Annotated in this window: 12 protein-coding genes; 4 read left to right on the top strand and 8 right to left on the bottom strand. The window is 63.4% G+C overall.

All coding sequences use genetic code 11. The annotated features are described in order from the left end of the window. Positions 1 to 119 precede the first annotated feature (119 nt). Genes RE4_RS03095 through RE4_RS03105 form a run of 3 tightly spaced genes read left to right on the top strand, consistent with a single transcriptional unit; the run spans position 120 to position 2,512 of the window. A complete protein-coding gene (locus RE4_RS03095) occupies positions 120 to 1,250 on the top strand; it encodes an ABC transporter permease (protein ID WP_046379316.1) in 1,131 nt (376 codons plus the stop codon). Continuing rightward, on the top strand, positions 1,247 to 1,933 hold the full coding sequence (locus RE4_RS03100; RefSeq protein ID WP_020970838.1) for an ABC transporter ATP-binding protein: 687 nt from the start codon (positions 1,247 to 1,249) through the stop codon (positions 1,931 to 1,933). The genes RE4_RS03095 and RE4_RS03100 overlap by 4 nt, the downstream gene beginning before the upstream one ends. Positions 1,934 to 1,960: 27 nt before the next feature. Continuing rightward, positions 1,961 to 2,512 (top strand): TetR/AcrR family transcriptional regulator, encoded by a 552-nt coding sequence (locus tag RE4_RS03105; RefSeq protein ID WP_019745357.1) that lies wholly within the window; start codon positions 1,961 to 1,963, stop codon positions 2,510 to 2,512. A gap of 9 nt (positions 2,513 to 2,521) precedes the next feature. Here the strand turns inward: RE4_RS03105 and RE4_RS03110 are convergent, their stop codons facing one another. Beyond that, positions 2,522 to 2,896, bottom strand: a complete 375-nt coding sequence (locus tag RE4_RS03110) for a PNPOx family protein (protein WP_060937963.1) — start codon at positions 2,894 to 2,896, stop codon at positions 2,522 to 2,524. A gap of 110 nt (positions 2,897 to 3,006) precedes the next feature. Between RE4_RS03110 and RE4_RS03115 the strand changes: the two genes are divergently transcribed. Further along, positions 3,007 to 3,660 carry a TetR/AcrR family transcriptional regulator gene (locus RE4_RS03115; protein WP_060937964.1) on the top strand — a complete coding sequence of 218 codons (654 nt, stop codon included), beginning with the start codon at positions 3,007 to 3,009 and terminating at the stop codon, positions 3,658 to 3,660. On the opposite strand, the gene hutG is transcribed toward RE4_RS03115, so the two are convergent. From hutG to hutH, 7 genes are all read right to left on the bottom strand, one after another. Then, a complete protein-coding gene (gene hutG / locus RE4_RS03120) occupies positions 3,657 to 4,625 on the bottom strand; it encodes a formimidoylglutamase (RefSeq protein WP_021331955.1) in 969 nt (322 codons plus the stop codon). The two genes, RE4_RS03115 and hutG, sit on opposite strands and share 4 nt — an antisense overlap. 23 nt (positions 4,626 to 4,648) lie before the next feature. Continuing rightward, the gene (hutI, locus tag RE4_RS03125) at positions 4,649 to 5,839 is read right to left on the bottom strand and encodes an imidazolonepropionase (RefSeq protein WP_029256288.1); all 1,191 of its coding nucleotides are present in this window, start codon (positions 5,837 to 5,839) and stop codon (positions 4,649 to 4,651) included. Between the two features lie 37 nt (positions 5,840 to 5,876). Next, positions 5,877 to 7,550, bottom strand: a complete 1,674-nt coding sequence (hutU, locus tag RE4_RS03130) for a urocanate hydratase (RefSeq protein WP_019745352.1) — start codon at positions 7,548 to 7,550, stop codon at positions 5,877 to 5,879. A gap of 43 nt (positions 7,551 to 7,593) precedes the next feature. After that, a complete protein-coding gene (locus RE4_RS03135; RefSeq protein WP_019745351.1) occupies positions 7,594 to 9,030 on the bottom strand; it encodes a purine-cytosine permease family protein in 1,437 nt (478 codons plus the stop codon). 203 nt (positions 9,031 to 9,233) lie between these two features. Beyond that, positions 9,234 to 10,598, bottom strand: a complete 1,365-nt coding sequence (locus tag RE4_RS03140) for an FAD-binding oxidoreductase (RefSeq protein ID WP_060937965.1) — start codon at positions 10,596 to 10,598, stop codon at positions 9,234 to 9,236. A 16-nt stretch (positions 10,599 to 10,614) separates the two neighbouring features. Continuing rightward, the gene (locus RE4_RS03145; RefSeq protein WP_046379311.1) at positions 10,615 to 11,688 is read right to left on the bottom strand and encodes a histidinol-phosphate transaminase; all 1,074 of its coding nucleotides are present in this window, start codon (positions 11,686 to 11,688) and stop codon (positions 10,615 to 10,617) included. Then, entirely contained in the window at positions 11,685 to 13,253 is a 1,569-nt protein-coding gene (gene hutH, locus RE4_RS03150; RefSeq protein ID WP_060937966.1) for a histidine ammonia-lyase, read from the bottom strand. The genes RE4_RS03145 and hutH overlap by 4 nt, the downstream gene beginning before the upstream one ends. Positions 13,254 to 13,300: the final 47 nt, after the last annotated feature.

Genomic DNA, 13,300 nt, shown 5'->3' on the forward strand with positions numbered 1-13,300 from the left:
TCTACTACGAATAGTAGTAACGCACCTCACATAGTTTTTCGACGCCTTGTCGATATGATTTCGACAAGGCGTCGATAAAAGTCGGCGTAACTCGCACCGACGACTTTGGAGCTTCCCGAATGTTCCTCGCCCTGCGTGAACTGTGGTTTGCGCGAAATCGTTTCCTCTTGATGGGTGCCGTGGTTGCCCTCATCTCGATCCTGATGGTGATCCTGTCCGGCCTCTCGTCCGGCCTGGTCAACGATGGTGTGTCCGCTTTGCAGCGGACGCCGATTCAGGCGTTTGCCTTCGCGCCGGACACCAAAGCCGACTCGGCGTTTTCGCGCTCGGTCGTCACCGAGGAGCAGGCGCAGGCATGGCGCATGCAACCCGATGTCCAAGACGCCGAGCTCTTCGGCAACATGATCGTCAATGCAAAAACTCGCAGTGGCACACCTGTCGATCTCACGCTCTTCGGTATCGAACCTGGCTCCTTCCTCGAGCCCGTCACCGCCGACGGGAGGGGACTGCAAGCCGACACGGACATCATCGTCAGCTCTACCTTCCGTGATGATGGTGTTGCGATCGGTGACACGGTGATACTCGATCGACTCGGTACGGAGCTGACAGTTGTCGGATTCACCGAAGACAAGCGCACTTTCGGGCACGTCGACGTCGCCTACCTGCCCCTGCGTACCTGGCAGGAGGTTCACGCCGGTGCCAAGATCGGCGAAACCGCCAACGCCAGTGCGTATTCCGAAGCGAGTGTTGTCGCGATTCGCGGGCTGGACGATACACTGCCGAACCTCGTATCGGGCGATGCGGCGGCGGGAACGTCCGCAAAGACGCTCGAGGAATCTTTCGACTCCTCACCGGGCTTCTCCGCGGAAATGATGACAATGTCGATGATCAAGGCGTTTCTGTACGCGATCTCCGCACTGGTCGTCGGCGCATTCTTCAGTATCTGGACAGTTCAGCGTGGTCGCGAACTCGCAGTGTTGCGTGCGATGGGAGCCTCCACCGGCTTTCTGCTTCGCGACGGCATGGCACAGGCACTGGTAGTGCTGCTTGGTTCCATCGGCATCGGTGTGTTGCTGGGCTTGGGGCTCGGCTCGGGACTCGAAGGCGGTGGGATGCCGTTTGCTCTGGAGTCCGGCCCTGTCGTCAACGGCGCAGTGCTCTTGGCGGTACTCGGGCTGATCGGCGCAGCCGTTTCCATCGTCCGCGTTACGCGTGTCAACCCGCTCACTGCATTGGGGGAAAACCGATGACCACAGTCGAAAAAACCACTACCGGACTGGTATTGACCGCTGTCAGTCTTCGATTCGGTGACGGTGACTCCACAGTGCTCGCCCTCGACAACGTGGACCTCGAGGTCACGGGCGGCGAACTCGTGGCGATCGTCGGGCCGTCAGGGGCTGGAAAGTCGAGCTTGCTCGCTGTGGCAGGCGGACTCGGTCGGCCGTCGAGTGGAACGATTGTCATCGACGGCGTCGACGTGTCGGCGATGCCGGCCCGTGCATTGGCCAAACTTCGACGAGACAAGGTCGGCTTCGTCTTTCAATCCGGCAATCTGATTCCAGCGCTGACGGCGCGCGATCAGCTTCGGCTGATTCCCAAGCTCACGGGGCGGCCGGGGCGCGATCCCGAGGAATTGCTCGACTCGGTCGGTATGAGCCACCGTGCGGATCGTCGACCTGGTCAACTCTCCGGCGGCGAACGACAGCGCGTCGGTATCGCTCGGGCATTGATGAGCAATCCCTCGCTACTGCTCGTCGACGAGCCGACGGCTGCTCTCGACCGAAAACGTAGCCATGAGGTGGTTGAACTGCTCTCGCGCGAAACTCACGAGGCCGGCGTCGCTACGATCATGGTGACCCACGATCACGACGTGCTCGGGCACTGCGACCGCATCCTCGAAATGGTTGACGGTCGATTGCGTCAGAGCGAGTAAGCCCGCAAGGGGACTGGAGGAGATTCGGTGCCGAGGATCGATGCCCCCACTGTGGTCGAGCATCGTGCTGCTCAGCGGCGTGCCCTCCTCGACGCTGCACACGCTCTTCTGTCCGAGACCCCGGACCGGCCGCCGGGGCTCGGTGAGGTGGCAGCGAAGGCCGGGCTCGCCAGGTCGAGTGCCTACCACTACTTCCGGTCCCGAGAAGATCTCCTCAGTGCCGTCGTCGAAGACATGTTCCCGCGCTGGAACGACAAGATCGTCGAGGCGATGGCAGGCGCAGACGATCCGATATGGGCTTACGTCGAAGCAAACCTCCAACTGGTAGCCGACGGGGAGCATGCGATAGTCGGAGCGCTGGCGACGCTGACCCCGCAAACGTTTCGAGATTCGCGGATCATGGAAATGCACGACAGTCTTGTACTTCCGCTTGTCGAGGCCCTTCGCCTCCGTGGCGTGTCGGACCCGAAGCTCACCGCCAAGTTGATCAACTCGCTGGTGCATACGGGTACTGAACTGATCGAATCCGGTTGCAGCATGGACGAAGTCAGGTCCGCCGTGCGTGAGGTCCTCGCGTGACGGGCAGCCTCAGGCCGTAATCAGATCCATCCGAAGGTACTCGGTGATGCGGAGCAGTCTCGGGGGTTGGGACACGTCTGAGGAAAGTGTCTGAAATGCTTCGTCTTTCGCGACGAGGCGCGGGGCGCCGAGGCTCACCTCCGTCTCGTCGACCGACAGTCGAGCGCTCCCCGCTTTCAAGACGTTCTGCACCCAGTCCGAGCCCGATCCGTACACCAGAATGAAGACATAGCCACCCTCGACCGGATAGGCGTCGAGAGGGGTCCGGTAGGTCGTGCCGGATGTGCGTCCGACGTGTGTCAGTACCGGCCACTTTCCGCTCGAGATCGCTCGCGGATTGAACACTCGCTTGTTGACGTGTCCCCACCATCTCGGCATCGGCATTGCGGTCTCCCTTCGCGAGCGCCTTACCAACGTAAGGCAGGCTTACACCTGTAAGGGTGACTTACGGATGTAAGGTTGTCAACGTATTCGTTCCTCGGAGGGGAGTCTGTGTGTCACGGCAGCCGCGACAGTCGCTGAACAGGACTCGCGTAATCGAGGGTGCGATCCGCGTTGCCGACGCGGGTGGTGTCGAGGCTGTCACGATGCGACGGGTGGCCCAGGAGTTGGGCATCGAGGCGATGTCGCTCTACCACCACGTGCCCAACAAAGATGCGATTCTCGACGGCCTCGTCGATGCGGTCTTCGAGGCGATCGACCTACCCGACGGCGAGTGCGCGGATTGGCGAGATGCAATCCGCGGACGCGCCTTTTCCGCTCGCACAGTCCTGTCGCAGCACCGTTGGGCTCTCGGTTTGCTGGATTCGCGACGCAACCCTGGCTCGGCGACCCTGCGTCATCTCGACGCTGTGCTCGGAGTGCTCCGGAAGGCCGGGTTCACACTCCCGATGGCCGCCCACGGAGTCTCGCTGATCGACAGCTACGTCGGCGGATATGTTCTCCAGGAGGCGAATCTGCCGATCGGCGGGCCCGTCGACGTCGAAGAAGTTGCGAGTGACATCCTCGAGCACCTTCCGGCTGGAGAGTTGCCCTTCCTTCACGAGATGATCGTCGATCACGGTCTGAGTCCGGCTTACGACCACACGCGTGAGTTCGCCTACGGTCTCGATCTCATCCTCGATGCGCTGGAGGCGCGCCGATGCTAGCGCCGAACCGGCACGTGCTTGGTGACTATCCGGTGGATCAGGCGAGCAGCGGTCCGGGCAGTGCGATTGTCGATGTCGAGGCTCGGGTTCAGTTCGGCGACATCGAGAACCGCGAGCTTTCCGCTGGATGTGACTCGATCACATACGTATTGGATTGTTTCCAGGCTGACGCCGTAGGCCGCGGGTGCGCTGACGCCCGGCGCCACGGCGGCGGGAAGCACGTCGAGGTCGATGGTCAGGTAGACAAGATCGACGTCGTCGAGGAAGTCTGCGAGGAACTGATCCACGACGCCTCGAGCGATCACTCCGCATTCTTCGTCGAGCAGATAGCGAACGCCAAGGCGGTGAGCCGTGTCGAACAGAGCAGTGGTGTTGCTCGGTTGGCTGATTCCGATCACGCTGTACTGATGTGAGGTGCCTGCCGCGGCTTCGTCCTCGGCGATCTGACGAAAGGGCGTGCCGGAACTGGGGATCGGGTCGCCACGAAGGTCGAAGTGCGCATCCAAGTTGAGGATTCCGAGTTTGGCTCCGGCGGTTCGCAACTCGGAGCCCGCGACGCCGAGGTATGTACCGTAGGCGATTTCGTGTCCTCCCCCGAGAACCACGGGGAAGTGTCCCGAATCGAGCGCGGCACTGACGGCGTTCCCGAGTGCGGCCTGACCGGCCTCGAGTTCTTCACCCGACACGGCAACGGTTCCCGCGTCCTGAATCTGCAGTGGTTCGGCCAGCGCCATGGAGGCCAACCCCGCTCGCAATGCGTCCGGGCCATCCGCGGCGCCGCGGCGGCCCTTGTTGCGGCGGACTCCTTCGTCGCTGGAGAATCCGATCAGAACACAGTCGCCGGGAGCTGTTTCGGCTGAATACGGTTGCACGGCATGATGCCACCGCAGATGCTCGGCAGTGGTGCCGTCGGAGCGCCCGGTCCACGGCTTGGGTTCGATGTCGACTGCGATCTGATGTGCCACGACGGCCTCCCGGTGAGTGTATTTCAGTAGCTTGTGGCGAGTGCGCCGTTTTTCCAGACCTCGCGCACCAGAGGGACGCCCGGGCGGTAGGCGAGGTGGAGGTACGACGGTGCATCGAGCGCGATGGCGTCGGCACGTGTTCCGAGAGAAAGGGTTCCGACGTCGGTGCGCTGCAGCGCCCGAGCGCCACCTGCAGTGGCTGCCCAGACTGCCTCAGCGGGCGTCATGTGCATGTCTCGCACCGCAATTGCGATGCAGAACGGAAGGCTCGTGGTGTAACAGGTACCGGGATTGCAGTCGGCGCCCAGAGCTACGGTGACTCCGGCGTCGAGCAGTGCGCGGGCGTCGGGGTACTTGTTGCGGGTGGAGAAGTCGGCGCCGGGCAACAGCGTTGCGACGGTAGAACTCTGAGCCAGGGCATCGATGTCCTCGGCGGTGACGTACGTGACGTGGTCGACGGACGCTGCTCCCATCTCGACGGCGAGCTGGACTCCTGGCCCTTCGCCGAGCTGATTGCCGTGGACGCGGGGGATCAGTCCGGCGGCGACGCCTGCGCTCAGGACTGCATGAGCCTGTTCGCGGTTGAATGCTCCTCGCTCGCAGAAGACATCGATCCACTTCGCGTGTGGCGCACAGGCAGGGATCATCTCGTCGCACGCCATGGCGACGTAATCATCGGCGCGGCCGGCATATTCGGGTGGTGGAACATGGGCGGCCAGCAGTGTGACCTCGTCGGTGAACTGTCCGGCGATCAGTGCGCTGCGTAGTTCGCTCTCGGTGTTCTGCCCGTACCCGGTCTTGCATTCGACGGTTGTGCTGCCCGAGCGCAGGGATTCGTCGAGTAGGCGTCGAACATTGGCCTGCAATTGCTCGTCGGTGGCCGAGCGCGTCGCTTCGATGGTGTTGCGAATGCCGCCGGCGGCGTACTTCTCGCCCGCCATGCGAGCTGCGAATTCCTCGGCCCGCTCGCCACCGAACACCAGGTGCGAGTGACTCTCCACGAAACCGGGGAGCAGGGCCCGACCGCCGATATCCTGACCGATATCGGCAGCCGGGGCGTCGGCGGAATCGCCGACCCAAGCAACAACGCCGTCGTCGAAAACGATTGCCGCGTCGTGTCGTACGCCGAGCTTGCCCTCACCCAGAGTCGGGTCATTGGTGACGAGGGTTCCGATGTTGGTCAGAACTGTGGTTCGAGAACCATTCGTGGTCAATGTCATTCCTAACTCAGGGTGAGGTGGTGGAGCTGTTTCAGTTCTCGGTCATCGGGATACGGACGCCGCGCGTGGCCGCCGTGTCGATGGCGTGGTCGTATCCTGCATCCGCATGCCGGATGACGCCCATCCCGGGATCGTTGGTGAGAACCGCTTCGAGCTTCTTGGCTGCGAGTTCGGTGCCGTCGGCGATGCACACCTGTCCCGCGTGGATGGAGCGTCCCATACCGACGCCGCCGCCTTGGTGAAGTGAGACCCACGAAGCGCCGGACGCGGTGTTGACCAGGGCGTTGAGCAGCGGCCAGTCGGCGATCGCGTCGGACCCGTCGATCATCGATTCGGTTTCGCGGTACGGCGAGGCGACCGATCCCGAGTCGAGGTGATCGCGGCCGATGGCGATCGGCGCGGACAGTTCGCCCGAGGCGACCATCTCGTTGAACTTGAGGCCCGCGAGGTGGCGCTCACCGTATCCGAGCCAGCAGATGCGGGCCGGAAGGCCCTCGAAGGCAACCTTTTCGCCTGCCATGGTGATCCAGCGACGCAGGTGCTCGTTCTCGGGGAAGAGTTCGAGGATGGCCTTGTCGGTGGCCTCGATGTCCTTGGGATCACCGGAGAGAGCTGCCCAGCGGAAGGGGCCGAGACCTTCTTCGAAGAGCGGGCGGATGTAGGCCGGAACGAATCCTGGGAAGTCGAAAGCGCGGTCGTAGCCGGCCTTGCGGGCCTCGTCACGGATGGAGTTGCCGTAGTCGAACACCTCGGCGCCGGCGTCCATGAATCCGACCATGGCTTTGACGTGCGCGGCCATCGCGTTGCGGGAATCTTCGGTGAACTTCTGCGGATCCTTCTCCGACATGATCTTCATGTCGGGGAAGTCGATCCCGATCGGCAGGTAGGCGAGGGGATCGTGCGCCGAGGTCTGGTCGGTGACGATGTCGATGGGGGCCTTCATCTCCAGCAGAGCCGGGAAGATCTCTGCCGCATTGCCTTCGAGGCCGATGGAGAGCGGCTTCTTGGCGTCGCGTGCCGCTGTCGCCAGTTCGAGCGCGTGCTCGATGCTGTCGGCCTTGGTGTCGAGGTACTTGTGGGCGATACGACGGTCGATGCGTGTGATGTCGCAGTCGACGCAGATCGCGACGCCGTCGTTCATGGTGACGGCGAGAGGCTGGGCGCCGCCCATTCCGCCGAGACCCGCAGTGAGCGTGATCGTTCCGGCGAGCGATCCGTTGTAGCGCTTCTTCGCAATGGCGCCGAAGGTCTCGTAGGTGCCCTGCAGGATTCCCTGGGTGCCGATGTAAATCCAGGAGCCTGCGGTCATCTGGCCGTACATAGTCAGGCCGAGGTCTTCGAGACGGCGGAACTCTTCCCAGTTCGCCCAGTCACCGACGAGGTTGGAGTTGGCGATCAGCACTCGCGGTGCCCACTCGTTGGTGCGGAAGACACCGACCGGCTTGCCGGACTGCACGAGCATGGTCTCGTCGTTCTTCAGCGTCTTCAGTGTGGCGACCATGGCGTCGAATGCCGCCCAACTACGTGCTGCGCGACCGGTTCCGCCGTAGACGACGAGGCTGTCCGGGTGCTCGGCAACATCGGGGTCGAGGTTGTTCATGAGCATGCGCAGGGCGCCCTCCTGCTGCCAACCGAGCGTCGTGAGCTCGGGGCCGCGGGGAGCACGGACGGGGCGCGGCTCGTGGCCGGGGGTGCTGATTTCCATGGTGTTCTCCTTGCTTAACTGAAGTTCGAAAGATGTTGGGGGATCAGACGCGAGAGTCGGTCATCGCGGTGTGATCGGGGTAGATCATCGATGTAGGCGGATTGCTGGTGCGCTTGGCGAGCGGGTAGTAGATCAGGCCGGTGAACACGATGCCGACGATCCAGGAGATGTCGGCGCCGCCGAGCATGTCCGTGACGGGGCCGGTGTACATCTTCTGGGCGAGGAACGGGATCTGGGCGAGAACGCCGGCGGCGTAGCAAGCCAATGCGGTGAAGTTCCATGCTCCGTATCGACCGTTGACGTCGTAGAGCGCCGGAATGTCGATGCGCTCCTTGGAGATCAGGTAGTAGTCGATCAGATTGATCGCACTCCACGGCGTGAACACCATCAGCAACACCAGGACGAAGTTCTTGAAGTTGTCCAGGAAGTCGGCGCTGGCGGCGATCGCGATCAACACCGAGACAGCGGTGAAACCGAGAATGTAGAGGGTACGGGCGGTGCTCGAGATTCGTGACTGGCCGTTGAAGGCTGTGACGGTGGTCAGGATCGACATGAATCCGCCGTACGCGTTGAGCACGTTCACCGTCAGCTTGCCGACCAGGATGACGAAGTAGATCAGGAAGGCGATGGCAGCGGGTCCGGCCAGATCTCCCATGAAGCCGACCTGGTTACCCAGGAAGGCGTCGCCGGCGCAGGCCGCGACGAGGGCGCCGAAGGTCATGGACCACTGTGATCCGATGACGCTACCGAGGAACGTCGACCAGAAAGTGGTGCTCTCGGAGGTGCTGCGCGGCAGGTAACGCGAGTAGTCGGCGACGTACGGGCCGAACGTGAGCTGCCAGCCGGCACCCAGCGAGATCGCGAGCAGGAAGGTGACGATGTCGAAGCCCTTGATGCCGACGTACGAGGCGACGTCGTACTCGAGGAACAGTCGAACGGCCAGGTAGGAGAATCCGACGATGCCCACGACGGTGGCGATCCTGCCGACGATGTGGATCAGCTTGTAGCCGGTGACCGCGACGAATGCGGTGAGGAGACCGAAGACGACGATGCCGACGGTGGGGCTGTCGATGTGCAGGATCTTGTTGACGGCTTGGCCGGCCAACACGGTGCCGGTGGCAGCGAAGCCGAGGTACATCAGGATGACGAGAACTAGCGGTACGACGGCTCCCTTGACGCCGAACTGGGCGCGACTCGAGATCATCTGGGGGAGGCCCATGCGCGGGCCCTGTGCGGAGTGAAGCGCCATGACAGCGCCACCGAAGATGTTGCCGATCAGAAGTCCGACGATTGCCCAGATGGCGTCCGCGCCGAATACGACGGCGAGAGCACCGTCGACGATTGCCGTGATCTGCATGTTGGCGCCGAACCAGAGAGTGAACTGGCTGCGCGGGGTGCCGTGTCGTTCTGCATCCGGGACGACGTCGATAGTGCGTCGTTCCGGAGTGAGGATGACCTCGGCCGGTCCATCGTGAGTCATAGGCCTGTCTTTCTGCTGCGAGCCCGTCGAGCGACGGAATCGACGTCGGGGTATTGCCCACCTTCTTCGTGCTTGGTGCTTTTGCGCCTGGTGCTCTGTGCGCTGGGTCACTGTCACTGCGGATAAATGTATATGCCTGTATATACAGGCGTCAATACCTGAAACCCGATTTCGCGTAAATGCTGTGTAACACCGCTCGAGAATCAGAAACCCTTACCAGGGTTGAGGATTCCGAGTGGATCGAACGCGGCCTTGATCGATCGGTGCAGTTGCATGCTGTCCTCACCGAGCTCGAGAGAGAGCCAGCGACGCTTCAGAACGCCGACGCCGTGCTCTCCGGTCAGAGTTCCGCCGAGTTCGAGAGCACGCCGGAAGACCTCGTCCGCGGCGGTCCACACGGCTTCGGGGGCCGAGCCGTCGGCAGTGCGGTCGAAGACGAAGGTCGGATGGACGTTGCCGTCACCCGCGTGCGCGACGGTCATGATCTTGACCGAGTGCTCGGCGGCCGCCCGGTCGATACTTTCGAGCATGTCGGGCAGTTTCGACCGCGGGACCCCGACGTCTTCCACCAGACATTGCCCGAGTCGTTCGGATGCCGGATAGGCGAGTCGGCGAATCTCGAGTAGCTGTGCGGCTTCTGCTGCGTCCTGTGAGACGGCGACAAAATCGGCGCCGGCCTGCTCGAAGTGTTTCTGCATCGCCGCGGCTGCTGCGTCGGCGTCGACCCCATCGGCCTGTGCGATCAGCATCGCGGCGGTGTTGTCTTCCAACCCGATTCGTTTCCAGTCGTCGACTGCGCGAAGGGTTGCTCGATCGATCAGCTCCAGCAGGCTCGGCCCGATTCCGTCGCGAACGACCGCGGCAACCGCGTCCGCTGCGGAGCGGAGAGAATCGAAACTGCCGACGACGGTGACCGGTGCTCTCTTGGGCTTGGGCTGCAACTTGAGCGTGGCACTCGTGACGACTCCGAGTGTTCCTTCCGAACCGACGAGAAGACTGGTCAAGTCGTATCCCGCAACACCTTTGACGGTCCTTCGGCCTGTCCGCACGATCCGACCGTCGGCGAGCACAACCTCGAGACCCAGGACTGAATCGCGGGTGACGCCGTACTTCACGCAACGCAGTCCACCGGCGTTGGTGGCGATGTTTCCGCCGATCGTGGAGATCTCGAAGCTGCTCGGATCGGGGGCGTACATCAGCCCGTGCTCGTCTGCTGCTCGGCTGATGTCAGCGTTGATCACCCCGGCTTCCACGACAGCCAGCTGATCGTCCGGATTGACCTCGAGAATCGAGCGCATGCGAGTGGTCGAGATGACCAGGCAGCCCTCGACGGCTGCCCCGCCACCCGCCAAACCGGTTCCCGCACCGCGGGTTACCACCGGGACACGGTGAGCAGTAGCCCATTTCAGAGCCTCGGAAATGTCGGCCGCAGTTTCAGCGAGCATGACGGCTGCCGGATGGCCGGGTTCGGCGAGATGGGCCTCGTCGCGACGGTACGAGTCCATTACCGCCGGGTCGGTGATCAGGCGACTCGAACCGATCGACCGAGCGAGTTCGTGGACGGACATTCTTTTCTCCAGTCGGTCAAAGGTTGTGTGCGAGAGCGTCCACAGCCGCGATCACGGCGTCTTCTGCGGCCCGCTCGCCGACGGTGACCCGCACTCCCTCGCCGGGGAACATCCGGACCGAGACACCCTGGGCGACGCAAGCCGCTTCTAGTGCAGAAGCTCTCTCGCCGAGAGGGATCCAGACGAAGTTCGCTCCGCTGGGGACGGACTCGACGCCGCGCACAGCGAGTTGCTCACGTAGGTGAGCGCGACCCGCGGTTACCGTTTCGACTATCGAATCGGTGTGCGCCGGATCGGTCAACGCTGCGCAGGCCGCGGCCTCGGCAACGGCGCTGAGCCCGAAGGGCGGTGCCGCGCTGGAAAGGTCCGCTGCGATCGCCGGATTGGTGATGGCATAGCCGGCCCGAAGGCCGGCCAATCCGTAAGCCTTGGAGAAGGTTCGGAATACGACTATGTTGGGAAAGGCTCGAAGCAGGTCGACGCCGTCGACATCGCTGGTCGCGAACTCCCGGTAAGCCTCGTCCAGAAGGATGAGGACGTCACCCGGGATCGAGCGTGCGAACGAGACGAACTCGGCGGTCGAGAACTCGCTTCCGGTCGGATTGTTGGGGTTGCAGACGAGTACCGCGCGGGTCTGCGGAGTCACGGCTGCCGCCATTGCACTCAGATCGTGCCGGTGTTCGGAATCGAGTGCGACGGGTACACCGCTCGCCCCGGCGATTCCGATCAGAATCGGGTACGCCTCGTAGCTGCGCCACGGGTAGACGACTTCGGTGCCCGGGCCCGTGTATGCGGTCAATACCTGCTGGAGCAGTGCCAATGACCCGGCGCCGACCAATACCTGGTCGTCGCCGACGCCCAGGCGGTCGCTCAACCGGGCGATCAGCGTGTCGCCGAACAGCGACGGATACAAGTGCGAGTGTGAGGCCGCGAGATTGACGGCCTCGAGAATTGCCGCCGAGGGTGCAACCGTCGACTCGTTGCTCGACGCCCGCCACCGAACCTGCTCGAGGCCGGCGGCTTTGGAGTATCGAGGGAGTGCTTCGATTTCGGGTCGGGGGCGAGGCCGCAGCGCTCCGGGCGCGCTCATGCCAGGGCGCCGATCGCGTTCTCCGCGGCCGCAACGAGTGCACCGGATGCCGCCAAGTCCACCGCGGCCTCGATCTCGGGGGACAGGAAGCGATCGGTGCCCGGCCCCTGCACCTTCTCGCGCAGGGTCCGAAGGACGGCTCCGGTGGCTGGTGAGGGCTCGAGTGGGGATCGCAAATCGATTCCTCTTGCTGCAGTGAGTATCTCGATCGCGAGAACTCGGGTGAGACCGTCGATGGACTGGCGGAGCTTACGTGCACCCGACCATCCCATGGAGACGTGATCTTCCTGCATGGCCGAGGAGGGAATCGAATCGACGCTGGCGGGGCTCGCGAGTCGCTTGAGTTCGGACACGACGGCAGCTTGTGTGTACTGCGCGATCATCAGTCCGCTGTCGACTCCGGGGTCGTCGGCAAGGAAGGGAGTCAGACCGTGGTTGCGCGCAACATCGAGGAAGCGGTCGGTTCGGCGTTCGCTGATACCCGCGACATCCGCGGTCACGATGGCGAGGAAGTCCAAGACGTAAGCCACGGGAGCTCCGTGGAAGTTACCGTTGGATCGAACCCGTCCGTCGAGGGTGACAACGGGATTGTCGACAGCACTGGCCAATTCGCGCCCGGCGACGAGGCGGGCGTGATCGACGGTGTCGCGTGCGCCGCCGGCGACCTGCGGTGCGCACCGCAGTGAGTACGCGTCTTGAACCCTGGTGCAGTCAGGGCCCGCATGGCTGGCGACGATCGGGGAATCGGCAAGCAGACGCACCATGTTCGACGCGGCCGCGCCCTGGCCGGGGTGGGGGCGAAGCGTTTGGAGGTCCGCGGCGAACACCTGATCTGTGCCGAGCAAGCCCTCGACGCTCATGGAGGCAGCGATGTCGGCCAACTTGAGCAGATGATCGAGATCGGTGATCGCAAGGGCCAGTTGGCCGAGCATCCCGTCGGTACCGTTGATCAGTGCGAGGCCTTCTTTCTCGGCCAGAACCACCGGTTCGAGGCCATGGGCAGCCAATGCCGTTGCCGCATCGGTGAGTTCACCGTCGGCGGTGCGGACGGAACCTTCGCCGATGATTGCCATCGCCACATGAGCCAGTGGTGCCAGATCTCCCGAGCATCCGAGGCTGCCGTATTCGTGCACCACCGGGGTGATGCCTGCGGTGAGTAGGTCGGCGTACGCCTGTGCGACCACGGGGCGCACTCCGGTCCTTCCGGTGGCGAGCGTCGACAGGCGCAGAAGCATCAAGGCCCGGATCACTTCGCGTTCGACTTCCGGTCCCGAACCTGCCGCGTGTGAGCGGATCAGGCTGCGCTGCAACTGCGTCCGCAGATGCGCCGGAATGTGCCGGGTGGCAAGTGCGCCGAATCCGGTGGAAACCCCGTAGACCGGCGTGGGATCTGCGGCCAGGGCCTCGATGCGTGCACGACTTTCGGCGATCGCGGTCAGTGATTCCGCGGTCAATGCGACGCCGTAACCGTTGCGCGCGACGTCGACGACGTCGGCGATGGTGACAGCCCCGATTCCGACCTCAATGGTTCGGGTGGCTGTATGGGTGGCAGGGGTGGCGTTCATGGGACTCCAATGATGATGCGGTGGTGATTCAGCAAGTCTTGTATACG

Source organism: Rhodococcus erythropolis NBRC 15567 (assembly GCF_001552595.1).
Taxonomy (GTDB): Bacteria; Actinomycetota; Actinomycetes; order Mycobacteriales; family Mycobacteriaceae; genus Rhodococcus_F; species Rhodococcus_F erythropolis.

What these genes read in the sequence shown, in the direction of transcription:
- RE4_RS03095 (WP_046379316.1), top strand. Translation starts at nt 120, where the DNA reads ATGTTCCTCGCCCTGCGTGAACTGTGGTTTGCGCGAAATCGTTTCCTC.
- RE4_RS03100 (WP_020970838.1), top strand. Translation starts at nt 1,247, where the DNA reads ATGACCACAGTCGAAAAAACCACTACCGGACTGGTATTGACCGCTGTC.
- RE4_RS03110 (WP_060937963.1), bottom strand. Translation starts at nt 2,896, where the DNA reads ATGCCGATGCCGAGATGGTGGGGACACGTCAACAAGCGAGTGTTCAAT.
- hutU (WP_019745352.1), bottom strand. Translation starts at nt 7,550, where the DNA reads ATGGAAATCAGCACCCCCGGCCACGAGCCGCGCCCCGTCCGTGCTCCC.
- RE4_RS03135 (WP_019745351.1), bottom strand. Translation starts at nt 9,030, where the DNA reads ATGACTCACGATGGACCGGCCGAGGTCATCCTCACTCCGGAACGACGC.
- RE4_RS03140 (WP_060937965.1), bottom strand. Translation starts at nt 10,598, where the DNA reads ATGTCCGTCCACGAACTCGCTCGGTCGATCGGTTCGAGTCGCCTGATC.
- RE4_RS03145 (WP_046379311.1), bottom strand. Translation starts at nt 11,688, where the DNA reads ATGAGCGCGCCCGGAGCGCTGCGGCCTCGCCCCCGACCCGAAATCGAA.
- hutH (WP_060937966.1), bottom strand. Translation starts at nt 13,253, where the DNA reads ATGAACGCCACCCCTGCCACCCATACAGCCACCCGAACCATTGAGGTC.